The organism is Pseudogracilibacillus sp. SO30301A (genome assembly GCF_037072025.1).
Lineage (GTDB): Bacteria > Bacillota > Bacilli > Bacillales > Amphibacillaceae > Pseudogracilibacillus.
On sequence record NZ_JAXHDD010000044.1, the window covers coordinates 1 to 26352 of the forward strand.

Below are 26352 nucleotides of genomic sequence, written 5' to 3' on the forward strand. Positions count from 1 at the left end.
ATAAAAAACCAGATGTATTGGTGAATCCTTTTTGATTAAAGCTTTAATTTGTTCATCGTTCAAATTACGGGAATGGTTACAAATTTTTTTTGCGTTAGAATGGCTGGCAATCGGATAATCAGCTAGTTCAATCACTTCCCAAAATCCTTTTTCAGATAAATGAGAGACGTCCGTTAATACTTGCTGTTTATTATTTTGCAATACTACATCTCGACCAAGGACGGTTAACCCAGCTCCACGCGGCTCACCTACTCCATCTGCACAAAGATTCGCCTTATTCCATGTCAGTCCGATCGATAATATGCCTGCTTTATATAAATGTTGCAGTTTTTGGACATCATTTCCAAATGATTCTGCTCCTTCTAATGTTAAAACTGCACCAATTTCGTGGGTATTTAATTTACGTATTTGCTTCCACTTTTTTATATGAATCATTTCAGGATTTTTTGCAATAACTTCCGTATGGAATAAATCTATTTGTGCTAATGTTTTTTCCCATACGTTATCTGATGGTGTATCTGGATCGAAAAAAATTGCAAAAAATTGAACTTTCACGTTTCCGGCTTTTAACCTTTTATAATTTTTTTACAAAGCGGTAGCACTTTGAAAGTTTATTCCTTTTGTTTGCTGAAGCTTATAAAGCGCATCACAATGGGTATCAATTATCTGCATGCTCCTTTCTCCTTTCTTTACAGGCTTGAATAAATCCATGATAAATATTTAATGATGTTTTATCTCCTTTTGTAGCCATATTTTCTGGATGCCACTGGAGCCAAGGACAAATGGATTATTACCACTTTCGATCGCTTCTATTACACCGTCACTTGATGTACCACTTGTAATTAAGTGTTTACCTAATGTCCGATTTGCTAGATGATGACGACTGTTCACTTTAATCTTATTTTTACCGACAAGGTTGTGGAGCAAGCTTCCTTCCACTACATGTACAAAATGTGAAGCATGACTTATGATGACATTTTGTTGATGCTGCAAGAGTGGCGTTTTTATTTGCATAAATATCTTGATACATATCTCCACCAATTGCAATATTTAAAATTTGACACCCTTTGCAAACTGCTTAAATTGTTTTTTTTACTTTCCTTATATTTTTTATAAGTTCGATTTCAAATTCATCTCGTAATCGATTAATTTTTCCTAGATTTGGATGAGGTTCTTCTTCAAAAAAAGTTGGGGCAATGTCAAATCAACCTGTTAAATAAAGACCATCAATTATATCTATGACTTGCTGCCCCTCGTTCTCATAAGGTATAATTATCGGTACTCCACCGGCATCACTAATAGTGGTAATATTATCTTCATGAAGATAATAAAGACCTTCCTCTTCATTTATTGTAGGAACGATCCCAATAATTGGCTTCATTTTTTAACCTTCAACACTCATATTCTATACTATTATTTTATTCAGAAGAATACATAAAAAAACCGCTGAAATTAATCCAGCGGTTTTAAACTAATATTATCTATTTTTCACAACAATATTTTCATCTACAACTTCAACAATAACATTTTTGACTGTTTCATTTTCTAAAATTAAGTCGGTTAATTGGTTTTCAATTTTATCTTGAATGACACGGCGTAATGGTCTTGCACCAAAACGAGGATCATGCCCTAACTTAACCAATTGTTTTTTCGCTTCGTCAGTCACTTCGATTTTTATTTCTGTGTCCTCAATTGTTTCTTCTAAATCGTGAAGCATTAAGTCAACAATTTCGAGTAAGTTTTCCTCGGTCAATTCGTTGAATCTAATAATTCCATCAAAACGGTTTAAAAACTCCGGTTTGAAATAATCACTTAAATTTTCAAAAGTAGAAATAGCTTCATTCGTTTTTTCAAATCCAACATTTACTTGTTTCACACCGGAACCAGCGTTACTTGTCATAATGATAACTGTATCTTTAAAGCTTATAGTTCTACCATGAGAATCAGTCAAATGACCGTCTTCCATAATTTGTAGGAACATATTTTGTACATCTGGATGTGCTTTTTCAATTTCGTCTAGCAAAATAATTGAATATGGGTTGTGACGGACTTTTTCTGTTAATTGACCTGCTTCCTCGTGACCTACATATCCTGGAGGAGAACCGATAATTTTAGAAACAGTATGACTTTCCATATACTCACTCATATCAAGTCGAATAAGTGAATCTCTTGAGCCAAACAATTCTTCTGCTAACACTTTTGAAAGTTCAGTCTTCCCTACACCTGTTGGGCCAACAAATAAGAATGAACCAATTGGGCGATATTTTGATTTTAGACCAGCACGGCTTCGACGAATTGCTTTTGCAATATTATCTACCGCTTCATCTTGACCGATAATTTTTGCACGTAAATGTGTTGCAAAATTGCGCATTTTTTCTTGTTCATCTGCTTGAAGTTTTGTCACAGGGATACCTGTTTTTTCTTCGACAATTTGTTCAACATCGTTTACAGTAACATTAGAACTTACATTTTGATTAATATCTTTCGCTTTTTCTAATTGTTTTTGTAATTGTATTTCCTGGTAACGTAAGTTTGCAGCTTTTTCATAATCTTCTTGCTCAGCTGCTGCTTCTTTTTCTTTCACCACTTTTTTCAATTGTTCTTCTATAGTATCTGTATCTTGTTCGGTATTTGCAAGGTTAATCCGTGATCCTACCTCATCCATTAAATCAATTGCTTTATCCGGTAAAAATCTATCTTGGATATAGCGAACAGATAAATTAACGAATGCCTCAATCACATCGTCTGAATATTTCACACAATGGAAATCTTCATAGCGACTTTTTAATCCTTGTAAAATTTGAATCGTTTCTTCGTTTGTTGGCTCTTTAACAATAATCGGTTGGAAACGACGTTCAAGTGCAGCATCTTTTTCAATTTGACGATATTCTTTTAACGTAGTTGCCCCGATGACTTGTAACTCTCCACGGGCAAGAGCCGGCTTCATAATATTACCTGCATCCATTTGCGAGCTTTCGGCTGTACCTGCTCCAACAAGTAAATGAATCTCATCAATGAAAAGAATAACATCTGGACGACTTTTTAATTCTTCGATTAGCTGTTTCATTCTTTCTTCAAATTGACCGCGAATGCCGGTATTTGCTACTAATGAAGCAACATCAAGTACATAAACTTCTTTGTTCATCAATTTCGCCGGAACATTGCCTTCAATCATTTTAAGTGCGAGCCCTTCAGCAATAGCTGTTTTACCTACACCTGGTTCTCCAATTAATACTGGGTTATTTTTATTACGACGGTTTAACGTTTCAATGACACGCTTAATTTCATTATCTCGGCCAATTACCGGATCAATTTTACCATTACGTGCATTATCTGTCACATTCGTTCCTAATTCATCAAGTAATCCACCGCCACGTCCAGCATGTTGCTGTTTCGTAGTCGTTCTGCTCTGACCTTGTCCTCCCATAGCACCTTGGAAAAACGGGTTAGAGAACATGTCTCCACTGAAAAAGTTGCTTGAATCTGTTAATTGATCTTGGATTTTTTGAAAACAATCCCCACATAGCTGTAAATGTTTTCGTTCGTTATTAATTTGCATTGCCATATTTACCGTTGCTCTGTTAACTCCACACTGTTGACATTTCATATAGATTGTCCTCCTTTTAAATTTTTTATTTCATAAGTAAGTTTATTAAAATTTGTTTCTTTTGACTTTGACTATATTTGACCTTTAATTATATTATACACTGACTATCTTTGACTTTCAAGTGTTTTTTATAATTTTTTTAATCAAATTTTTATAAATATACGACGCAGGACATGAGCTATTAAAACGAGGTTACAGGAAAAAACCCTTCCGCTTCACTACGCTCAAGGGTTTCCATTTATATTTATTTATTTTTCTTTCCGCTCTTTTTCTAATTCTCGCAGTTCTACTCGGCGAATTTTTCCCGACGAGGTCTTCGGCAGTTCTTTAATAAATTCAATTTGTCTCGGATATTTATATGGTGCAGTATGTTTTTTACAATATTGTTGTAATTCTTTAATTAAAGTCTCCTTATCCTCCGCTTTTTCTCGTAAAACAATAAACGCTTTTACAATTTGACCTCGAATTTCATCTGGGCTCCCAACGACCGCACATTCCTGAACGGATGGATGTTTCACCAAAATATCTTCTACCTCGAATGGCCCGATCGTATACCCAGAGCTTACAATAATATCATCGTCACGACCTTCAAACCAAAAATATCCGTCTTCATCTTTTTTCGCACGGTCACCCGTTATATAAAACTCCCCACGAACAGAAACTTTCGTACGTTCTTCATCTTTATAATAGTTTTTAAATAAGGCAGGACAATTCCGTTTAACTGCTATATCCCCAACTTCACCTATTACAACCGGGTCACCATTATCATCTACGATTTCCACTTCATTTCCTGGTGTTGGTTTCCCCATTGAACCAGGCTTTACTTCCATTCCCTTCATGATACCTAACAATAAGGTATTCTCCGTTTGTCCATACCCATCACGGACTGTAATATCGAAATTCTTTTGAAAAACTTCAATCACTTCCCGATTTAATGGCTCACCAGCCGAAACAGCGCTGTGTAAATTGCTAAGGTCAAAGGAAGTTAAATTATCTAACTTTGCCATCATCCGGTACTCTGTCGGTGTACAACATAAAACATTAATCTCCCCGTCTTGTAGCAATGTTAAATATTTTTCTGCATCAAATCTACCATTATATATAAAACCAGTTGATCCTGAACCTAATACAGCTAGTAAAGGACTCCACACCCATTTTTGCCAACCAGGTGCCGCAGTAGCCCAAACATTGTCGTCAGCCGAAATTCCTAACCAATTTGCAGCAACTGTCCGAAGGTGCGCATATCCCCATCCATGAGTGTGTACCACTCCTTTTGGATTCCCAGTTGTACCCGATGTATAAGGAAGAAAGGCGATATCATCCTTACTGGCATTTGCCAAAACTAAGTCATCAGATGCACTAGCTTTTAATTCATCTAAGAAACACCAGTCATCGACTTCTTTTCCTATTGAAAACTTCTTCAAATCTACGTACTCATTTATCCCTTGATAAACTGGAGTATAAAGATAATAACTAACCACACCATCAACTTCCCCATGGCTTACCCGGTACTGCAAATCTTCTGTCGTCAACATTTCCGAACTCGGAATAATAATAATTCCTGTTTTTAAAGCTGCCAAATATACTTCGTAAGCTTCTACGATTCTTGGTACCATAATAAGAAGCTTATCACCCTTTTTTAACCCTTTTTCTAAAAATACATTACCTATTTTATTAACGTTTTTCATTAATTGATCATATGTGATTTCTTTACTAATCCCCCCCTCATCAATATATTTCAAAGCAATTTTGTCTACATGTATCGCATGTTTTTCAATTTCCATTATAATGTTATATTCATCTGGAGCAATTAATTCATTGTGTGTCACGTGTATCATCTCCCAAATTGACCTTTATTAATAGTATAGCAAAGTAGAAAGTTGAATGATATTTCCATATTAAAAAACTTGATATTTATTAAAGAAAACTTACCCTCATCATTAGCGGTATGCCGACGTTAGGAAAAAAGTTTGTTATTCATCAGCCTTCCTGTAGAAATATAATGTCAGAAGACTAAAAATGATGCCTGCACATATGCTCTCTAGAGTGCAAGTCTTTTACGGTGAATGCCTCAGTTGCATGTACAACGCATAGAACGTGCTAATACTGTCACCAGCAACAAGACATTGCGGCCTTAGCGAATGGGCAAGCCAAGAAAGGAAGTGTACTTTCCTCTCAAAAAGCATGTAAAAAGTATTCGACTTAATAGTTTGACAAATCATACTGTTTAAAATATTATTGCTATAATATCATTCATCATCCCTAACTTACTTCAATTAGTTATACATACTAAATCCATGACTTCCAGTACACGACAACATAAATGAATATTAACTTATTTTCAATCTTTCTTAAGGAGGACTTTGAATTGGTTCGATCTAAACTGGCGCTCTATTCCACAAGTGAGCTCCCTCACAAAATGAAGGAACTAGAAAATAATTGGGAACATTTTATGGTTGAAAATGACATTCCTGAAACGAATACAATACGTTCAGAAGTTCTAGAATCTTGGAAGCGTTGTCAAAATTATGGGGTTGACCCTTTACAAAAACAAGCACCTGTGATGATTAGCGAAGATAAATTAATGGAAGAAATTAATCAGTCAACATTATATGATGTATCGAAACCTGTTATCGAGGATTTGTATAAACAAATAATAGGGACAAACCACCTCATTACATTAGGCGATAATGAAGGGAAAATAATTTACTTAAAAGGAGATTATCAAACATTAGATCAAGCACAACAAATGAATTTTGTTATAGGCGCTGATTGGAGCGAAAAAGCTGCTGGATCGAACGCTATAGGTACGTCTATTGCTGCTGAAATGCCGATCCAAATTCTTTCCTCTGAACATTATTGTCAAGGTGTTCATCCTTGGGTATGCTCTTCAGCTCCAATTCGAGATCCAAGAACGAAGAAAATATTAGGAATCATTGATTTAACCGGTCCAAGTGCAACAGCCCAACCACATTCTCTAAGTGTAGTGCAAAACATTTCTAATATTATAGAGCAAAGCTTATTTATGAATTCTTACCAAATATTTGAGTATTTACAAAATAAATATGATGAACTCAAAAATAAAAATAATGCTGTTCACATTGTCATTTTAGACGAAATGTTAAACGTTGTACACGCTGATTCAGAGTGTTTAAATTTATTACAAATTCATCATTGGAAAAGTTTTTGGGATAATGAAGAGTTAAAACAGTTAAAACCATCCCTGTTATCAAGAAATCCACATGAACATGAATGGGAATGGGAAATTTCTTCGTTACAATTAAAAATTTTCATACGAAGTATTTCATTTAATTCTGAACATATAGGCTTTGTCTTTTGTTTTGAAAAGCTTTACCAATACCATCCTTCAGATTCCAATAAACAAATTGCTTTAAAAGGGGTTATTGGTCAATCTAAGGCAATGAAAGATGTTATTCAAAGAGCACAAGTAATAGCAAAAGCGAATGTACCGGTACTTATAACTGGTGAAAGTGGAACGGGAAAAGAAATTTTCGCACATAATATTCACCAAAAAAGTCAAAGAAATAAAGCCCCTTTTATTGCTATTAATTGTGGAGCCATACCGAAAAATTTAATTACCAGTGAACTTTTTGGCTATGAGCGTGGCGCTTTTACCGGAGGAGATCCTCAAGGGAAAAAAGGAAAATTTGAAGAAGCCAATGGTGGGACTCTTTTATTAGACGAAATTGGTGAAATGCCACTTGATTTACAAGTCCATTTACTACGTGTATTACAGGAAAAAGAAGTTGTACCTATTGGCTCCTCCAAACCAATTCCTATTGATGTTCGCATTATCGCTGCAACAAACAAAAATCTTCAGAAATTAGTGCAAGACGGTTTATTCCGGTCAGATCTATATTATCGTTTAAATGTAGTTGAATTATATTTACCCCCACTTCAAGAACGAGAAGGCGACATTCCTTTACTATGCCATTATTTTACAAAAGAATTAGCCAAAACACATAAGAAACAAGTTCCGACAATCGATAAAAATGTACTTACTTTTTTTAATAAGTATGAATGGCCAGGTAATATCCGTGAATTGATGAATGTGCTGGAATATGCCATTCTTTTCAATGACGATAATCATATAAAAATAGAATCGTTGCCGAAGTCTCTTTTGGATAAATATGACCAACTAAGTCATTGTTCGGAATATAGTTATACAATGTTAGAAAAAAATGAAAAAGAAGAAATCATCCAGTTAATCCAGGAGACAAATGGGAATTTATCTGAAGTTGCACGGCGTTGTAAAATAGCTCGGACTACACTTTATCGGAGGATTGAAAAATATAATTTAGGAGAAATGCTAAAAAATAATTTATGACTAGGTTAGCATTGATGCTTTTTCATTTTAAAACATTTTCCTTTCAGCTAATAACTCAACTTTCACACCAAGAAGTTCATAACAGAACTAATAACCTTATGCGCCACCGGGCGCAATATATAGTAATTGACAAATCGGTTTAGAATGAAAAAACACCTCAACTTTTGGTATAGTTGATTTATCCAAAATCACTACCAAACGTTGAGGTGTCCCTACTATAGAAATAGCGAAAAATAATACAAATAATCAACTGCCAAAAGAAATAAAATTGATATTCAAGGAATTGAATATATTCAAGCATTTTGCGAAACGCAGGTATTAAAAAGTTTGTTGGTTATCCTAGCTCTTACATTTTTCATTAATTTTTTGTCTGATTTTTGAGAATAAAAACTGGCAAATGCTTAAGAGCAAGAAGGCTGGAGATATTCCGGGAAAGGATACCATGTATCGCTTTCTAAACAAATCAACATTCAACTGGCGCCGTTTCCTGCTTCTACTCGAATGCACGTACCATTGGTAAAGCATCAAAATTGACACATCATGACCGCCCAAAAGGATGATTCATCATATGACCGGAATCGCAGTATAGAAGAAAACTATTTCCATACTTTTTTCGATTATTCACAATAAAAATACAGTTTAAGGCGACGGCTAAAAAGCCGTCGCCTATAAGTTAGTTATTTCACCTTAGGAAGTGGAATTTTTACCCATTCATTATAGAATGTATCAATATCCGGCTCGAACTCATGCACAACTGGATACCATTTAGGTACTGCTTCTACTTCCAATTGTGTCGCACAGCCAGGGCAATAATACTCTCTAATAACTTGCCATTCCGGATCTGGCGCCATTAATACTGGATAAATTTCATTCATTTTTTCTTCTGTGTCACGAACAAATATTTTAGCATGTAGTTTCCAATTTTCTTTGTAATCACAAAACTCATGTCCGCAATCACATTTTACGATCCGCTCACCATTTTCTTTTAACACAATATATAAATGTAACCCTAGTGGTAAAAGAACCGGATCATCCCATTCGACTCTATTTTGCATCACCTCTCGATACACTTCAAATCGATCCGCATCTTTGTGACCCGACATCATATCCTTTATTTGATACCATTCTAGTGATCCTTCAACAAGTTCATTAATTACCTTATGATCATATTTATTTTTTTTTGCCATAATATATCACCCTTTATTAATTCGTTTTAAATCGATTAATATGTCTTCCAAGTTTAGGAACATTTAGATCATCTTCATAAATCATCCAATCATTATCGATATTCCAAAATTCTTTAAATTCATCTGTAAACTTTTCACTTAATGCAAAGCTTTCCGCATACATTAATTGGACTTGTTTCGATGCATCTTTTTGTAGGATGCTTTGTTTTTCATCTTCCATCCATTCCTTCGTTGGCACACTGCGCTCCAAACGTTCCTTCCGGATTTGTTTACGTTTTTCTTCTGTAGCTTTTACATCAATCGTATATTCACCATCTTTTTCCGTGAAAGCACAGCCGTAAACCCCCTCTGCATAACGGAGCAAAATATAACGTTCATTTAAATCTGATTCCACTTCTTTAGGATTCCGATCGAGTGGATCACCAAATCCTGGACCACCGCGCAAGTAGTTCATGATGACATCATAGTCTCCGAACTCTTCTTGCGTTGTAACCGCCTGTCTATCACGGTAAAGTCTTTTTGCATTCATATTTTTTTCATACATCGGGTTATCTGGATCCGTATCCCCACCAAGTGGAAGTGGTAACTTTTTATCAATTCGTTCCTTAAGATCTGTATCATAAGCAGTAAACCTATAACCTGCAGCTCCTGGATATCCACCCATTAATCCACAGTCTGTTGCCATTGCTCCTGCTCCTGCAACAAGCATTGTCCATTCTTTTGCTCCCCAGCCAAGTCTTAGTGATTGCCAACCATTTCCTCCGCGATATTTACCGGCACCACCTGAACCAGGTAATATTTCTCGCCCTAAGTATACTAACGGCTCCAATATTTCCCAAATCTCCATGTCACCCATATCTCCTTCAGGATTCCATAAAGCAGCAGAGTGACTAATACCATCCTTTACAGCGCTAGCTCCAACCCCACATGCAGCTGATTCAAAACTGTTTAATGCTGATAAGTTTCCATGATGGTCAATTCCACCACCTTGTAACCAATTGGATGTATGTGCATTTCCAGCATTTATTTCTTCCAAAAATCCACGTCCCCAATAACTTCGACTTAATCCGCGCCATAATGGAGTCCAACCTGCCACAAGTCCATGCCATGTGTTCGAATGTGCAGATCTTATATCATCTGGGTTAAACCATGATCCTAATGGAATCCCAAATTCACTTGCATAGTAGGCACCATCATTAATTCGATCATTTGGGTTGAGTGTTTGTGAGAGCATTACCCAAATCCCACTCGTAATCGATACAGGCGTTGCATTAAATGGATGCCAACCCCAACGACTTGATCCCTCAAAATCTATTTCCAAGTGACCATCTTTATGAATGGTTATTTCAGATGGTGTATGAATAATCGAATTCGTTTGGGCAAATTTAGGTAGATCAAGCCCTTCAAATGGTACATCAATAAAAGATACACCACGATATTTCCCTGGAATTGTCATTGATTTTACCTGGTTTACAAAGCCGCGACGACCATCCTCGATTATTTCACGAATAAACTTTTTGTAGTCTTCCACGCCTTCTTCTTCAATAACACCTAAAACTAAGTCACGAATCATATGACAACCTGCAACACGTGTTTTTTCATCTAATGTCCAATACGTTTCACCACGAACAGACCGAGTACTTTCTAATAACCAGTCTTTGGACAGTACATCGTCTTCCCCAACTTTTCGGCAAGTTACTTGATATCCATCATCATAACGTTGAACCGGTCCCATTGGCATACTTCCCGGACCAGCCGCACCGGTGTCGATAACATGTGTAACACCACCGACCCAGCCTAATAGTTCTCCTTCCCAAAAAATTGGTACGAGTGTATGAACATCACATGTATGCACGTTTCCTACATGGTTATCGTTATTACAAAATATATCTCCATCATTTATTTCTGGATTATTTTCATAATCATTTTCAATCATAAATTTGATTGCAGCACCCATTGTTCCAACGTGAATGATGATACCAGTTGAAGTAACGATTGAATCTGCTTCTGGTGTGTACAGGCTAAAACATAGTTCTCCTTCTTGTTCAACGATCGGTGAAGCGGCTACTTTTTTCGCCGTTTCTCTCGCATGTACAACTCCGCCTCGAAGTTTAGAAAAAATCTTTTCAAATCGTATTGGATCAGATTCCTTAAAGGTTAGTTCTTTTAAACCGGCATAATGACCTGTTTCATTACTCACCTTGGTCATTTCGGCTCTCATTTCTTTTAACGTTTTTCCATCCCAACCAATTGGAGCCTTTTCCTTAGTACGAACATCTTCCATTGTTTTCAAAAAGATAACCTCCTTAAGAGTTCATTATTTTAATTCTTTTAAGTGAAAGATTCTATTCTCATCTAGATACGTTTCAAATCCAGTTGGAACAACCAATGTTGTCGCGGTTGACTCAATAATTGAAAATGCATCTAATTTATTACCAGGCAATAACTTTTCCATTTCATAAATTTTTGCGTCAAGCCACTCCTCATCCCAATATATTTGTCTAGTTCCTAAAAAGGCTTCTTCAGGAGGTGTTTCACCTGATAGTTCTTCTTCTGGTATTTTTGGTAGAGGAACATCGACAACTCCTCGTACGATTGCACCAGTAATCGAATACCCTAATTCAGGAGATAATGCGGACTTTGCATATACACGTGTATATGTTTCTTCAAATGTTTTTACAAGTGTACGGTAATCGCTTACATCTTTAAATGCACTAATTGGTGCTTCGATTTCTAAATCATTTAGTTGTCCTTGATATTGCATGCGATATAATAGTCGATATTGAACGTCATCATCTGTATAGTCACTTTTCTTGAATTCTGCAGCCACATGTTGTTTTAATTCATCCCAAGCGGCCTGTAATTCATTACCCGCTTCTAAAATTTCTTCATCACTTGCCTTTTCAGCAATATTTAAATCTAATGTTTTATCATAACGATACTCAAAGTCTGCCGCACCACACCCGAATGCAGAGAAACCCGCCGCCCAGGCTGGAATTAGAATATCTTCAAACCCTAAACCTTTCGTATATCCTGCCGTGTGAAGTGGTCCACCACCTCCATATGAAAAACATGCATATTGTGATGGAGAAAATCCTTTACCTAAAATCATCGATTCCAAATAGTTTTTCAATTGTGATTCAAGTAATTCTGTCACACCAAATGCTGCATCTTCTACAGACAACCCAAGTGGTTCCGCAATTTGTTCTTTTACAGCTTGATAAGCACGTTCACGAGATAATTGAATGGCTCCTCCAATGAAATTATCAGGGTTGATAAGACCTAAAACAACATGACAATCAGAAACGGTCACTGTTTCAATGCCACTTCCAGGGTTACAAACCCCAACCAAGGCGCCTGCACTATCCGGCCCTAAGGTTAGGTTTCCATAGTTTGGATCAATTCGTACGTAACTTCCAGTTCCTGCACCAGTCGTATCCATTGAAACAAGCGGTAATGATAACACGAGTCGCGCCATGTCTGGGTCTGATACGATATCCAAGTCTCCTTGAGTAATTAATCCGATATCAAAGCTAGTCCCACCAATATCTGAGCAAGCAACATTTTTTAAACCAAGATTGTCACTTAAATATTTCGCCCCTACCATACCTCCAATTGGTCCAGACACACATGTACGGGCAAGTTCATTCGCCTCAATACTAATTGTTCCTCCATGACTTGCCATAATTCTTAAGTCAAAGTTTGTTCCATGTTCTCTCAGGGACTTATCCAGTTTCGCTAATGTTTCACGAGATGGTTCAGCCGCATATGCTTCAACAATGGTTGTATTTGTACGGTGTGACTCTTTTCTAACAGGATAATAATCAACCGTTGCAAAAATTTTAATGTTTTTATTTTGTTCCGTTACCATTTTTTCGGCAATATCCCTAATTTTACGTTCATGATCGGGATATGAGTATGAGTGTAATAAACTAATTACTATCGCTTCAACATCATCATCAATTAATTTTTGAATTGCCTCTTCTACCTCATGTTCATATAAAGGTATAACAACATTACCAAACACATCAACTCTTTCCGTTACACCTACAGTCCATTTTCGAGGTACAAGTGGTTCATCAAATTCGTGGGTGTTGATATGAATACGATCTGAATAAGAATATCCGAGATACGATTGTAGACCCCGCCCCATTCGATGCATATCCTCCATGCCTTTATTTAGAACCAGGCCAACTCTTACTCCAACACGTGCAACTAGGCGATTTAACATCGCTGTTCCAGAATAAACACCAGCCAAAAGATTAGGAAATTCCTTTTCGCTAGTTGTGTCCCATTGATCTAAAGCATCCTTTGCGGACTTCATTAGTCCGATATGTTCATCATCCGGGGTTGTTTGCGCCTTCCCAACAACAAAATCCCCTTTTTCATCGATGATGAACGTATCTGTCATTGTTCCACCGGCATCAATTGCTAGAATTTGTGACTTTGCCAAATTAATTTCTCCTCCCTTATTTGATTTACTTTAATAAATGCAATTTACGTGCCAACTAATTAAATTAAAAATTTCACAGTAGATTCACATAGTTATCTTAGATTCTCAAATTGAAGCAACTGGTACATTGTATTTTATTACTACACTTGTAGCGAAACAGTTGTAGCAGAATAATATGAAATATAATTCGGAAGTTTTGTTATATTCAATCTTCACAATTAATGTAAACTGCGACATAACTCCGGAGAGTAATTGTCCCATCGTCGCTACGGAAATACACTGCGCTTTCCGTGAGCATGACGTCCTACCTTCAAAGCGGAAGATAACGATTTTCTTTAATTACCTTACTTCTTGGATTCTTGTTAGAAAGGTAACGAAATACTTGATTGTGCCCGTTCTCCCTGGATTCTCGATAGAAGGGGAACGATTAATACTTAATTGTGACTGTTCTCCCTGGAGTCTTGCTAGAAAGGTAACGATTAACACTTAATTGTGCCTGTTCTCCTTGGATTCTCGATAGAAGGGGAACGATTAATACTTAATTGTGACTGTTCTCCCTGGAGTCTTGCTAGAAAGGGAACGATTAACACTTAATTGTGCCTGTTTTCCTTGGATTCTCGATAGAAGGGGAACGATTAACACTTAATTGTGCCTATTCTTCTTGGATGATAGAAGAGTAACGATTAACCTCTATATACCCGTGTTCTATGTTTTTAACGTCGCAGTTTATGGATTTTGTGTGAAAAACAAATCTTTCGTTAGAATGAGCAGTGCGAAGTCCTAATTTTGAAAACTCTTCAACAAAAAACACCTCTTTATAAAGAGATGCCTTCTGGTACTAATTGTTTTTTCATTAAATCATCCAAACTTTTACATGTATATCCATCTTTTTTTAGTTGAGTTATTACTTTATCTAATGCTTTGGCATTGTCTTCTGATACAGTATGAAGTAATAGAATTGCTCCAGGATGTATTTGAGTCATTATTTGATCATAGGAATATTTCCACCCTTTTTGATTATTTGTTTCCCAATCCTTAAAAGCTAGTGACCAAAAAACATGAACATAACCAAATTCAGTCGCCCATTTTAATGTGTTTTCATTAAATGTACCTCTTGGTGGTCTTAAGTACATTGTTTGTTTTTGCCCGGAAACATTAGCAACAGCTTTTTCTAGTTTGTCCAACTCCTCTTTTATTTGCTCTTTAGTCATCGTCGTAAAATCTGGATGATTGTATGAATGGTTTCCAATAATATGTCCTTCATCCACCATTCGTTTTACTAAATCCGGTTCCGTTTTTACATAATGTCCTGTAACAAAAAACGTTGCAGGTACTTGATGTTTCTTTAACACTTCAAGGACTTCTTCGGTATACCCTTGCTCATATCCATTATCAAATGTAAAATAAATTTCTTTATCACCAGTAGTTAAATCTGCATATATCGCATCATGTCCTTTTAAAATTTCTCCAAATTTACCTAGCTCGGGCAATTTATTATCATAATTTTTCTTATATCCCCATCCATACCCATGCACAGTATTTGGCATTATAAAAAATAGCATCAAGACAATAGAGAAACTTAATCCATATTTTCGTTTCATGTAAAAACTCCTTTTAGGATTTATCATCAACTAAAAAAGAAAAAATATGTACTGGAAAACTAGGCTTAACGCAAAAAAATGTTGTATTGAAGGCGGAGGCGATTTCGTACTTTTGGGGAAATTAGACGAATGAAAGTACAGTAGGAATATTATCTTCCCTATAAGATTGGAGAAATACATATATTTTAGGCTATGTACATATACGTTTAGTAGAGAGGAGTGAAAAAAATGAAAATATTAAAAGGAAATTTACTAACGCAAATTTTAATCGCGTTTGTAATTGCAATCATCTTAGGTATCATTTTTGGAGAATCAATCGAAATATTAAAACCTTTTGGGGACTTATTTTTACGATTAATCAAATTCATCATCGCTCCATTAGTTTTATCCACACTTGTTATTGGAGTGGCTAGTATTGGGGATCCTAAATCATTAGGTAGGGTTGGCTCGAAAACAATTGCTTATTATTTAATTACAACAGCTATAGCTATCATTATTGGACTTGGTTTTGCTTTCGTTATTAATCCAGGTAAAGGTCTAACCATTGACGTTCCAAATACAGAGGTTGAAGTGAACGAAACAGAAGGAGTTATTCAGACGTTTCTAAACATTGTCCCTGAAAATCCATTTACAGCTTTAACAGATGGGAATATTCTGCAAATCATTTTCTTTGCAATTTTTCTCGGATTAGCGATTACGATTGTTGGTAAAAAGGCGGAACCCATTTACAATTTCTTTGATAGTTTTGCTGAAGTGATGTTTTGGATCACTGGAATTGTCATGCGGTTTGCCCCAATTGGTATTTTAGGACTTGTAGCACCTATTATTGGGCAATATGGCGCTTCTGTTTTGCTTCCACTGTTAAAAATTATTCTTACAGTTGGAATAGCTTGTCTGATCCATGCAATAGTAGTGTACTCACTAGCAGTAAAAACATTTGCAAATATGAATCCGCTCACATTTTTTAAAGGGATTGCACCAGCTGCAGTAGTTGCATTTAGTACAGCTAGCAGTGCAGGGACTCTACCAGTAACGATTAAAAACACACAAGAAAACTTAGGTGTATCAAATAAAATCAGCAGTTTTGTTCTCCCTCTAGGTGCAACGATTAACATGGATGGAACAGCAATTTATCAAGGAGTAGCAGTAATTTTTATTGCTCAATTTTATGGTCTTGATTTAACATTTATGCAACTTATTACCGTTGTAATTACGACAATCCTTGCATCCATTGGAACAGCAGGAGTCCCGGGAGCTGGTATGATTATGCTCGCTATGGTATTAGGTGCAGTTGGATTACCACTTGAAGGTATTGCTTTAATTGCGGGAATTGACCGGATTTTAGATATGTTCCGTACGACCATAAATATTGTAGGAGACGCCGCTGGAGCCGTTACTGTTGCTGGTACGGAAGAAGATGAAATTGATCGAACAGCTTTTGAAAAATAAACAATGGGAGCGAGCATGACTCCTTCTCCTATTTTAATTTATGCCACTACATTGACATCTGTCTAATCGTCTCATTTTTAATTATATCTTGCATTATTGAAGAACAAGACAGCAAGAATTAATACTAGTACTACAATCCAAGTTGAATCCTATTTCATGTGTTTAAAATATAGGCGAAAAAAATAAAAGCAAAGAGTAAAATATCTACTCTCTGCTTTTTTCTCTGTCCTATTTTAACAACATCTTGATATTTTTCCACCTTTGGCATTAAAACGGTCTTCTTGTACTTCCGAGAAAAACTCTTTTCTAGATTTAATTAATTGTCCTGGATGATTTTTCTCCATATGTTCAACATACGTTTCATAACAAGGAACTCCAACGAGTAGGCTAATAAATTGCTTACGGTAGCTCAAGATGTTTCTAAACCACTGAATCGTTTTCACTGTACAATTCCTCCTTTATTTGGTTCACGAGGGATGTATTCTGATTCATGTAATGGTACATCTTCGTGTTTTAATACTCGAATCCATAATCGGATGGCAAAGATTAGAACTGTAATTACAACAATCATAAATACAGCTGTTAATGCAGCATTCACATAGTCATTAGTTAATACTTGACCCATTTGGTCTAATGTGGCAGCTGGAGCTAACACTTCTCCATTATGATATGCTTCTCTGAAAATAGATGCGTGAGATAAGAAACCAACTTTTGGATCAGAGTGAAATATTTTTTGCCACCCTGCAGTCATCGTCACGATTAATATAAAAGTTGTTGGAACTAGTGTAACCCAAGCATATTTTTTCTTACCCATTTTGATTAACACTGTGGTACCAAATATTAATGCAATTGCAGCTAGCATCTGGTTGGAAATTCCAAATAGTGGCCATAGGGTGTTAATACCGCCGAGTGGATCAACAACCCCTTGGTATAGGAAATAACCCCATCCGAGAACACATAGTGCTGTCGCAATAATATTTGGTATCCATGCTTCTGTATTTTTAAATGGTTTGTAAGCCGTTCCAATAATTTCTTGAATCATGAAACGGCCAACTCTAGTCCCAGCATCTATCGTGGTCAATATGAATAGTGCTTCAAAAAGGATGGCAAAGTGATACCAAAATGCCATTAATGCTTTACCACCAATAACTTGGGAAAAAATTGTAGCCATTCCAATTGCGAAAGTCGGTGCCCCACCAGTTCGGTTAAGGATCGTTTCCTCTTTTATATCATTAGCTAGATCTGTCAGCACTTCAGGCGTAAGAACATATCCCCACTCCGAAATAGTAGTCGCTGCTGTAACTGGATCTGATCCGATGGCAGCTGCCGGACTGTTAATTGCGAAGTAAATTCCCGGAGTAAGCACACAAGCTGCAATCATTGCCATTACAGCGACAAAAGATTCAACTAACATGGCACCATAACCTATCGAACGAGCATGTGATTCACGCTCTAACATTTTTGGTGTTGTACCAGACGAGATAAGAGAATGGAATCCAGAAACAGCTCCACATGCTATCGTGATGAACAGGAATGGGAATAAGTTTCCTGAAAATACAGGACCGGTTCCGTTTACAAACTCTGTAACTGCAGGCATATTCAATGTAGGTGTAACGATGAATATACCTATCGCAAGCCCTACAATAGTACCAATCTTTAAAAATGTACTTAAGTAATCTCGAGGTGCAAGTAGAAACCATACTGGTAGTACGGAAGCGATAAATCCATAAATAATTAAGAGGATAGCTATTTGTTCTCCACTCATATTAAATATTTCTGACAGCACTGGATGTTCTCCGACGTATCTACCATATATAATGGATGCTAGTAATAAAATAATACCTATAATTGAACCTTCACCAATACGCCCTGGACGAATAAATCGCATGTAAACTCCCATTATGATTGCAATTGGTATCGTACACGCAACTGTAAACATCCCCCAAGGACTACCTACGAGCGCTTTAACAACAACAAGCGCAAGTACTGCAAGTAAAATAACCATAATACCAAGAATCCCAATCATTGCAATTATTCCAGTGAATTTTCCGATTTCTTCCTTAATCATTTCTCCTAAGGATTTACCATTTCGACGAGTTGAAGCAAACAAAATAATGAAATCTTGAACTGCACCCGCAATAACAACCCCGACAATAATCCAAAGGGTTCCTGGTAAATATCCCATTTGTGCCGCAAGTATTGGACCTACCAGTGGTCCAGCTCCTGCAATAGCAGCAAAGTGATGACCGAATAAAACCCATCTATTCGTCGGTACATAATCTTTCCCATCGTTATTAATTTCTGCAGGTGTCTTTCGATTATCATCTAGTTCAAATACTCGTCTAGCTAAAAATTTACTATAAAATCGGTAAGCTACGGCATAAACAGAAACAGCCGCAGTGATGAGCCAAATTGAATTTATCGATTCCCCTCTACTCAATGCTAAAACTCCAAAACTAAATGCACCTATCGCCGAAATAATACCCCAAATCAATATTGATCTAAACGCTTTCATCTTTTACACCCCCATAATTTTGATACCGTTTCCACTTCTTAGAATACGGAAAAATCATGCCTCCTTTAATAAGATTAATACCATTTTAAAGGAAGTTCGTATATTGGAGTATATTTTTTCCATATCATGTAAAACAACGGAATTAGATGTTGAAATAAGGAGATAAGACACACAAAACACAAAATATATTTTATAAATCTAAACGTTTCCGTAAAGCTTTCGCATAATTTCTGCTAACAGGTAATTTTTCTTGTACACCTTCTAACTCTAACTCATAAGCTCCATTAAACCATGGAACTAGCCTGACGACATAATTTAAATTAACAAGATAACTTCTATGAATTCTAAAAAAATTAAAAGGAGTTAATCGTCGCTCTAATTCTTTTAATGAGGATTTTACTTCATAATCATTTGTTAACGTAATAATTATTGAAATTTTCCCTTTCGGATAAAAGTACAAAATGTCTTTCACAAATAAATATTCAATTTCACCTTCGTTCTCAACCGCTAATTTTCCAAGTGATTCAGTCGTCTTGGCGGGTATATTCGGAACCATTTTTTGTGTAATTCGATCAATCGCTTGTTTTACATGCTTGGGATCATATGGTTTCAGTAAATAGTCGATTGCGTTGATTCGAAAAGCTTCTGCAGCAAATTGAGGATAAGCAGTTGCAAAAACGATCAAGGGTGCTTTCTTCAATTCTATTAATGATTTTGCTGCTTCTATTCCGTTCATTTTAGGCATTTCAACATCCAAAAATACAACATCTGGTTTTAATTGGATTGCTTGTATAACTGCTTTTTCACCACTTTCCGCTTCACCAATGATATTTACGTTGGGTATGTCCTCTAATATAAATCTTAATTCCTCTCGAGCAAACCTTTCATCATCAACTATTAATACATTAATTGTATCCATTTTCTATCTCACCCTCGATTTAGGTATACGAAAAATCACTATCGTTCCCTTATTCATTTCACTTTTAATAGATAATCCGGCTTGATCTCCGAACATTATTTTTAACCTTCTATTGACATTATATAAGCCTATTCCTGCCCCTGTATCCGAGTGCATCTGTTTCAATCCAAGTAACCTAATTTGTGCTTCTGGAATTCCTTTTCCATTATCCTCCACAACGATCACAATATCTTGACCTGCATCCTTTACCATTAAATTTAAAATACAGTTTTCTTCCATATCATTTAGTCCATGATTAATAGCGTTTTCTACGATAGGTTGCAATGTTAAAGGTGGTATTTGTTCATCTAATAAAGACTCATCAATTTGATATTTCACCATTAACCTATCGATAAATCTTGCTTCAATAATCTCTAGATATGCTTTTACATGAGCAATCTCTTGTTTAAGTGAAATTTTCGTGGTGGTGGATTCCGTAACGTTTAGCCTTAAAAAATAAGATAGGGACCTTAATAATTTTCTTGCCTGATCAGGGTTAGACCGGATTAAAGACATAATTATATTTATCGAATTAAATAAAAAATGTGGATTAATTTGTGCTTGTAACGCTTTTATTTCTGCTTCTTTTGCCAATTGGTGAGCACGGTCTGCCTCTGCAATTGCGAGTTGATTACTAAGTAAAGCAGAAAGACCATTAATTAATTCAATATTTACATCTTTGATCGCCTTTGCAGAAGAATAATAAATTTTCAATGTTCCAATCGTTTCGTCTCGATGCTTAAGTGGTGCAATAATTACAGCAGTTAATGGGCATTCGGGAAAATCACAATGAACACTTCCATCTTTTATAACTACCAATTCACCTGTTGCTAAAACTGTTTTTGTTTCCATCGTTCTTACCGGTGAATTTATTTGATGGTGGTCGCTTGCGATCCCTACATGTGCTAGTATTTTTGATTGATTCGTCATCGCAACAGCCGATGGATTCAATTCTTTATATAAAATATTGCAGACCGCAAGTGCTGTTGAGTTATTCATACCCTTTTGTAGGTAACCAAGCGTTTGATCCGCAATACGTAGCGTTTGCTGTGCCTGTATTGCCGATGCTTTTTCTCTTTCTTCAACTACATTATGGATAATCAACATAAATAGTGCTGTACCAATGCCATTAGCTAATATCATAGGAATTCCGATTACCTCAACCAGGGCCCAAGCTTTTGCGAATGGTTTTGATAAGATTAAGATAAGTCCCATTTGCATTGCTTCTGCTCCTGCCCCAACAACCAGTGCAAATAATGGTTTAACGTTTTTACCTTTTCGATAAAATGCACTAGCGATAATACCAGCCAATATCGTGGAAAACCCACAAGAAAATGCTGTAAATCCACCTAAAGTCATTCGATGTAGACCTGCGATTAAGCCGACACCAATTCCTACACGATATCCACCTAATAATCCCGCAATAACAACCCCGATTACCCGTGAATTAGCGATAGCTTCATCTTCAACTAATCCAGACAAAACACTATTAAATTGAGATGTAGTAACATTTAGAGCAAAGCCTAAATACGATCCCATAATCCCAAAAAGCCCAAAAAATAAAATAGCTGTTAACACTTGATTTTTTTCTAATTTATCATGATTAATCAAGTTTTTGAAAAATTGAAGCCGAGTAAGAATAAATGCAACCGCAACAATCATACCAACTCTCTCTAACATGATAATTAATAAATTTATCACGGCTTTTCCTCTCCTGAGTAATTTCCTTACAAATTCTCGTTTTAAATCTAGAGCACAAATTGCACATCCTTTTTTTGTTATTTTTTACGCATATTATTCCGACCAATTCGGAGATAAATCTGGGCTGCATAGTGAAACGTTCAGCAGCCCTTCTCTATGTACAAAAAATAGGAATCGCTTTCATTATACAAAATTTTAATAACTATTACTATTGAACAAAAATAGAGAAACCATTTTTTGGTTTCTCTATTTTTATAAACAGTAGTTTTTATTATTTAATTTTTCGGTTGCAAATCTTCTATGGAGTCAATGTCCATATATGCAGGAACTGTTAACCCTATTTTTGTTCCCATTAGATTTGGTCCTAGGTCAACCATATCATCTTGATGTTTTTCATAAAAATCTTTATGTGTTAGTGGTAGCCAAGCTGCAATCGTCGCATCTGCATCACCGTTTGCTACAGACTCAAATACAATAGCCACATCGACCGGTGTAACGGTTACATTAAAGCCTTTTTGTTCCATTACTTCTTTCAAAACCCCAGAAGAAGCACGTTCGGAATCCCAAGGAGTTGACACAAGTTCAAATTCAACACCATCTACTTCCTCAACACCTTCTGTCCAAGCAGCGACTTTATCTTCATTCTCTTCTACCCAACGTTTTGCAACGTCTTCTACTTCTTCTCCTGTATCTTGAGCCTCGTACATAATGTCTTCCATATCTTCTACATTCCACTCGAATTGATCAATTAATTTATACGCTTCAGGCATATCTTCTTCCAGTCCAATTCTTGCTAAAGTATTAATCCCTTCTTCCCCACCATAGATATTTTGTGGATCTTCTAAATATTTCATGTCTGGATATTTCGCAAACATCCAATGTGGGTTCCAACCAGTAATAATAATCGGTTCTTCATTCTCCATGGCTTTATCTAATTCCGCCATCATTGCTGCAGTCGATGATAACTCCACTGACCAGCCTGCTAAATTTTCATATTCTTCTAGTGCTTTTTCCGTTGTAACAGAGATTCCTGCACCTGGTTCAATACCGGTGATTGTATAATCTACCATTTCACCAACGTTTTCTGTTTCGTTAGTCGCTTCATCATTCTGCTCATCATTTGCATCATTACCCGAACAAGCTACTAAAAACATTGCTCCAGTAATTGCAATTGCAGGTAGTGCCTTTTTTAATGAGAAATTCATAACGTTTAAATTACCGCTCCTTATATTGACGTTTTATTAAACAGGGGCTATTTCACAGCCCCTGTTTAATCATGTTACTTTGTGTCTAAATCTTCAATTGAATCAATGTCCATGTACTCAGGTACAACTAAGCCTATCTTGGCTCCTTCTAAGTTTGGACCAAGATCAATTAACTCATCTTGATATTGTTCAAATAAATCACCATGTGTTCCAGGTAACCATGCAGCAACCATTGCGTCAGCTTCACCAGTAGCAACAGCTTCCCACATTACAGCATTATCTAGCGGCGTTAATGTTACATTATATCCTAAATCTTCTAAAACTAATCCAATCATATTCGTTGATCCAACTTCAGTATCCCACTCCACATAAACTAATTCAATTTCATCTCCGTCGACTTTATCTAGACCTTCTGTCCATTCGGCAACAGTATCTTCATTTTCATCAATCCACTCTCCGGCAGCATCACGTGGATCAGCACCATCAGAAATCTTTAACATTACTTCCTCAAGATCATCCGGAGACCAGTAAAAATTATCAAGCACTTGGTAAGCTTCAGGCATATCATCTTCTAATCCTTGGCGCACCATCGTATTAATCGTCTCTGCCTCACCAAATACACCTTTAGGATCGTCTAAATATTTTAAATCATATTTAGCAAATTTCCAGTGCGGCGACCAACCTGTAACAATGATTGGTTCTTCTTTATCATAAGCTTCTCCTAGAGCAGTCGCCATTGCACCACTTGATGAAGCTTGAACTTCCCAGCCCTCTAATCCATATTCTTCTACTGCGTTTTCTGACGCTTTAAAAACACCTGCTCCAGGTTCGATTCCTGTAATTTGATAATTCATCTCTTCCCCATATTTCACATCTCCGTCAGCTGTACCATCAGTGCCTTCATTATCCGTTCCTTCATCCCCGGAACCGCCACCTCCGCATGCAGCCAATAAGAGTGTTGCTGAAAGTCCTGAAATAATTCCTAAGCGTTTAAGGCTTGTAAACATAAAATAAATACTCCCCTTTAAATATAATATATATGGAACTTTTCTAATAGAGGATGTTCAAAAAGTCCAGTAAAAATGACACTGCGAATTTCGCACGAATGCTTGTTTCTCCGCTACTCATGTATTTAAATGCATACACTCCGCTGACGGGAACTGCACCACCTCGAACTTCTTGGTCCTTTTTATCCTCTTTTTTGAACACGCAATAATAAGAAAAGATGCCAACTAATTTTACTTCTTCTTGTTCATACTTTGTGTAAATCTATCGATAATAATCGCTAATATTACTATTCCAATTCCGGCGACAAATCCTGTTCCGACTTGAGCGCGTTGCAGAGCAGATAGAACTTCTCTTCCTAGTCCAGGAGCTCCAATCATCGAAGCAATAACGACCATAGAAAGCGCAAGCATTACTGTTTGGTTAATACCAGCCATAATGGTCGCTTTCGCCATCGGTAATTCAACTTTGAACAATTTTTGAGCACCTGTACTACCAAAAGCTTCCGATGCTTCTACAAGTTCCGCAGACACCTGTCTAATCCCTAGATTTGTAAATCTTACCGTTGGTGGAGTTGCAAAAATCAGGGATGCAAATACACCAGGAACCATCCCAATTCCAAAAAATGCAACGGCAGGGATTAAATAAACAAAAGCAGGCATTGTCTGCATAAAGTCTAATATTGGTTTGATAATCGCTTCTGCAACCTGACTTTTCGACATTAATATCCCAACAGGTACGCCTATGATAACTGACAACAAACTAGATATTAATACTAACGAGAACGTATCTATTAAATGTGTCCAATATCCTTGGTTTAGAATAAGCCATAAACCAACGATGGAAAAAGCTGCTAAACCAAATCGTTTTCCCGACAAGAAAAATGCGATAATCGCAACAATAATAATAATTACAACTGGTGGGACAGAATTTAACAGTCCAGCTGTCCATTCCATAAAGTTTCCAAAATGAGTTTTGATAGGATCAAATAAAAACGAAAAAGTATTTGTAATCTGTTTCGTAAACCATTCTGTTCCATCTGCAATTGGAATTTTAGGGATAATGGAAGAAATCACAGTATTAATCATTTCCATTCACTCCCCCTTCACTCGCAAGACCAGCTATAATTGCCCCTCGAACGAGGACTCCGACTAATCGTTTATCCTCCACCACTGCAATTGGGATGGGCGAATCGTATATCATGTTAAAGATATCGTTCATCGGTTTATCTTTATCCACCGATTGAATATCCGTTTTTAAAATCTCATTTAAATCACTGACTTCCTTATTCCTTGCTTCTAAAGCATCATCAGCTGTTACATATCCCTTTAGATGTCTATTATTATCGATTACTAAAATGCTAGAAATTCCTTCAGCCCTCATTCGCTCTAAAGCAACACGTGGACCATGTCTTTCAATATTAACTGTTTCCGGTCGTTTCATTACATGTTTTGCAGTTAGGACTTTAGAACGATCTACATCTTCGACAAACTTTTCGACATAATCATTTGCTGGATTAACGAGAATTTCTTCTGGAGTTCCAATTTGAACAATGGAACCGTCACGCATCAATGCAATTCGATCGCCAAGACGAAGTGCTTCATCTAAGTCATGTGTAATAAAAATAATTGTTTTTTTCATTTTTGCTTGTAATTCAATCAATTCATCTTGCATATCTTTTCTGATTAATGGGTCTAACGCTGAAAAAGCTTCGTCCATTAATAATACTTCTGGATCATTTGTTAAGGCACGTGCTAATCCAACCCGTTGTTGCATACCTCCAGATAGTTGGTCTGGATATTGATCGAGATAATCTCTTAGTCCCACTAGTTGTAATGCTTCTGTAGCTTTTTTACGTCGCTCTGTTTTATCCATTTTTTGAATTTCCAAACCAAACTCCGCATTTTCTAAAATGGTACGATGCGGAAACAATGCAAAACGTTGAAATACCATACTTAATTTTTCGCGTCGAACTTGTCGTAAAGCTTGTTTATCTAGATTGGATATATCTTTGCCATCAATGAAAATGTTTCCTTCAGTAGGTTCAATCAATCGATTAATAAGTCTGATGAGGGTAGACTTACCACTTCCTGATAAGCCCATAATTACGAAGAACTCACCTTGTTTTACGGAAAATGTAGCTTTATTAACTGCAACCGTACACCCTGTTTCATTTAATATTTCCTCTTTTGAATGTCCTTGTTCTAACCGTGATAACGCTTCTTTTGTATTCCTCCCAAATACTTTCGTTAAATTCTTTACTTCAATAACTGGCACACATCTTCACCTCTAACTAGATTTGACTAATTGTAGAGAACGATAA

Annotated in this window: 16 protein-coding genes and 3 pseudogenes; 3 read left to right on the forward strand and 16 right to left on the reverse strand. The window is 36.4% G+C overall.

Features of this window, described 5'->3' with window-relative positions:
* The 4 genes and pseudogenes from SPD89_RS16845 to mbcS form a co-directional block, all read right to left on the reverse strand.
* Window positions 1–570 (reverse strand): annotated as a pseudogene (locus SPD89_RS16845) (dipeptidase); the annotation flags it as partial.
* Window positions 571–720: 150 nt separating this feature from the next.
* Window positions 721–1381 (reverse strand): annotated as a pseudogene (locus SPD89_RS16850) (gamma-glutamyl-gamma-aminobutyrate hydrolase family protein).
* Window positions 1382–1477: 96 nt separating this feature from the next.
* Window positions 1478–3607 carry an ATP-dependent Clp protease ATP-binding subunit gene (locus SPD89_RS16855; protein ID WP_336263113.1) on the reverse strand — a complete coding sequence of 710 codons (2130 nt, stop codon included), beginning with the start codon at window positions 3605–3607 and terminating at the stop codon, window positions 1478–1480.
* Between the two features lie 248 nt (window positions 3608–3855).
* Window positions 3856–5436, reverse strand: coding sequence for an acyl-CoA synthetase MbcS (gene mbcS / locus SPD89_RS16860; RefSeq protein WP_336263114.1), 1581 nt, complete (start codon window positions 5434–5436; stop codon window positions 3856–3858).
* 539 nt (window positions 5437–5975) lie between these two features.
* Here mbcS and SPD89_RS16865 point away from each other — a divergent pair.
* Together SPD89_RS16865 and SPD89_RS23160 are read left to right on the forward strand one after the other, a co-directional pair.
* Window positions 5976–7955 (forward strand): sigma-54-dependent Fis family transcriptional regulator, encoded by a 1980-nt coding sequence (locus tag SPD89_RS16865; protein ID WP_336263115.1) that lies wholly within the window; start codon window positions 5976–5978, stop codon window positions 7953–7955.
* 223 nt (window positions 7956–8178) lie between these two features.
* A pseudogene (locus SPD89_RS23160) lies at window positions 8179–8579 on the forward strand (IS4 family transposase); the annotation flags it as partial.
* A gap of 53 nt (window positions 8580–8632) precedes the next feature.
* Here the strand turns inward: SPD89_RS23160 and SPD89_RS16870 are convergent.
* The 4 genes from SPD89_RS16870 to pdaA all read right to left on the reverse strand — a co-directional run bounded on the left by SPD89_RS16870 (window position 8633) and on the right by pdaA (window position 15196).
* The gene (locus SPD89_RS16870; RefSeq protein ID WP_336263116.1) at window positions 8633–9142 is read right to left on the reverse strand and encodes an acetone carboxylase subunit gamma; all 510 of its coding nucleotides are present in this window, start codon (window positions 9140–9142) and stop codon (window positions 8633–8635) included.
* 16 nt (window positions 9143–9158) lie between these two features.
* Window positions 9159–11426, reverse strand: a complete 2268-nt coding sequence (locus tag SPD89_RS16875) for a hydantoinase B/oxoprolinase family protein (protein WP_336263131.1) — start codon at window positions 11424–11426, stop codon at window positions 9159–9161.
* A gap of 33 nt (window positions 11427–11459) precedes the next feature.
* The gene (locus SPD89_RS16880) at window positions 11460–13595 is read right to left on the reverse strand and encodes a hydantoinase/oxoprolinase family protein (RefSeq protein ID WP_336263117.1); all 2136 of its coding nucleotides are present in this window, start codon (window positions 13593–13595) and stop codon (window positions 11460–11462) included.
* A gap of 815 nt (window positions 13596–14410) precedes the next feature.
* Window positions 14411–15196 (reverse strand): delta-lactam-biosynthetic de-N-acetylase, encoded by a 786-nt coding sequence (gene pdaA, locus SPD89_RS16885; RefSeq protein WP_336263118.1) that lies wholly within the window; start codon window positions 15194–15196, stop codon window positions 14411–14413.
* A gap of 228 nt (window positions 15197–15424) precedes the next feature.
* Here pdaA and SPD89_RS16890 point away from each other — a divergent pair, with 228 nt between their 5' ends.
* Window positions 15425–16645 (forward strand): dicarboxylate/amino acid:cation symporter, encoded by a 1221-nt coding sequence (locus SPD89_RS16890; protein WP_336263119.1) that lies wholly within the window; start codon window positions 15425–15427, stop codon window positions 16643–16645.
* 233 nt (window positions 16646–16878) lie between these two features.
* On the opposite strand, the gene SPD89_RS16895 is transcribed toward SPD89_RS16890, so the two are convergent.
* From SPD89_RS16895 to SPD89_RS16930, 8 genes are all read right to left on the reverse strand, one after another.
* Window positions 16879–17079 (reverse strand): YbdD/YjiX family protein, encoded by a 201-nt coding sequence (locus SPD89_RS16895; protein WP_336263132.1) that lies wholly within the window; start codon window positions 17077–17079, stop codon window positions 16879–16881.
* 5 nt (window positions 17080–17084) lie between these two features.
* Window positions 17085–19160 carry a carbon starvation CstA family protein gene (locus SPD89_RS16900; protein WP_336263120.1) on the reverse strand — a complete coding sequence of 692 codons (2076 nt, stop codon included), beginning with the start codon at window positions 19158–19160 and terminating at the stop codon, window positions 17085–17087.
* 190 nt (window positions 19161–19350) lie between these two features.
* Complete coding sequence (locus SPD89_RS16905) at window positions 19351–20079, reverse strand: LytR/AlgR family response regulator transcription factor (protein WP_336263121.1); 729 nt, start codon at window positions 20077–20079, stop codon at window positions 19351–19353.
* A gap of 3 nt (window positions 20080–20082) precedes the next feature.
* Entirely contained in the window at window positions 20083–21819 is a 1737-nt protein-coding gene (locus SPD89_RS16910) for a sensor histidine kinase (protein WP_336263122.1), read from the reverse strand.
* A 275-nt stretch (window positions 21820–22094) separates the two neighbouring features.
* Entirely contained in the window at window positions 22095–23024 is a 930-nt protein-coding gene (locus SPD89_RS16915; protein WP_336263123.1) for a glycine betaine ABC transporter substrate-binding protein, read from the reverse strand.
* A gap of 74 nt (window positions 23025–23098) precedes the next feature.
* A complete protein-coding gene (locus SPD89_RS16920; protein ID WP_336263124.1) occupies window positions 23099–24031 on the reverse strand; it encodes a glycine betaine ABC transporter substrate-binding protein in 933 nt (310 codons plus the stop codon).
* 231 nt (window positions 24032–24262) lie between these two features.
* Complete coding sequence (locus SPD89_RS16925) at window positions 24263–25117, reverse strand: ABC transporter permease (RefSeq protein ID WP_336263133.1); 855 nt, start codon at window positions 25115–25117, stop codon at window positions 24263–24265.
* The gene (locus SPD89_RS16930) at window positions 25110–26306 is read right to left on the reverse strand and encodes a quaternary amine ABC transporter ATP-binding protein (protein WP_336263125.1); all 1197 of its coding nucleotides are present in this window, start codon (window positions 26304–26306) and stop codon (window positions 25110–25112) included. The genes SPD89_RS16925 and SPD89_RS16930 overlap by 8 nt, the downstream gene beginning before the upstream one ends.
* Between the last annotated feature and the right edge of the window lie 46 nt (window positions 26307–26352).